Source organism: Klebsiella sp. A-Nf5 (assembly GCF_002810545.1).
GTDB classification, from domain to species: domain Bacteria; phylum Pseudomonadota; class Gammaproteobacteria; order Enterobacterales; family Enterobacteriaceae; genus Klebsiella; species Klebsiella variicola.
On the sequence record NZ_PIOG01000185.1, the window covers coordinates 1 to 705 of the forward strand.

Here is a 705-nt window from a genome sequence, read left to right on the forward strand (position 1 = left end):
ACGCGTGTATCCATCGCCGCGTCGTTTAGGGCCATACCGCCCCAGCCGCAAATGCCGAGCAAACCGATACGGTTGCGATCCACCTCTTTTTGCAGGCCCAGAAAGTCCACCGCGGCACTGAAATCCTCGGTATTGATATCCGGTGAGGCCACGTTGCGTGGGTAGCCACCGCTTTCGCCCGTATAGGATGGGTCAAACGCCAGGGTGACAAACCCCTGTTCGGCCAGCGTCTGGGCATACAGGCCGCTGGACTGCTCTTTTACCGCGCCGAAGGGACCGCTCACGGCAATAGCTGCCAGTTTGCGGTCGCCGCGATCCTTCGGCAGGTAGAGATCGCCAACTAAGGTTATCCCGTAGCGGTTCTGGAAGGTCACCTTACGATGATCCACTTTCAAACTTTCAGCAAACGTTTTATCCCATTTTTCAATCAGTGAAACAGGCGCATTCGGGTTAGTTGTCTCAGCATAGCTCATCGTTGTCACTCCAGTTAATGAGGCGCAAAGCAGCATGGCGGGTATCGCGGCTGTCAGTTTTTTGGTGAAAACCGTCATCAAAATTCCCCTAAATAAACGAGATCAATGCAAGTCTCCAGTAGACAATGCAGCTTTGCTTTATTGTCGTGCGCTTAGTGTAGCCAGCAGTAATGGTTCTGATTAGTAGGTAAAAAATGCTAAAATTAATACCATATTGTTCTAAATGGCATGT

The 705-nt window shown here is 51.1% G+C and carries 1 protein-coding gene; it reads right to left on the reverse strand.

The genetic code is table 11. From position 1 onward, the window contains the following. A partial coding sequence (locus CWM53_RS20095) for an alpha/beta hydrolase (RefSeq protein ID WP_133124364.1) occupies nucleotides 1-551 on the reverse strand: 551 nt, incomplete at its 3' end. Nucleotides 552-705: the final 154 nt, after the last annotated feature.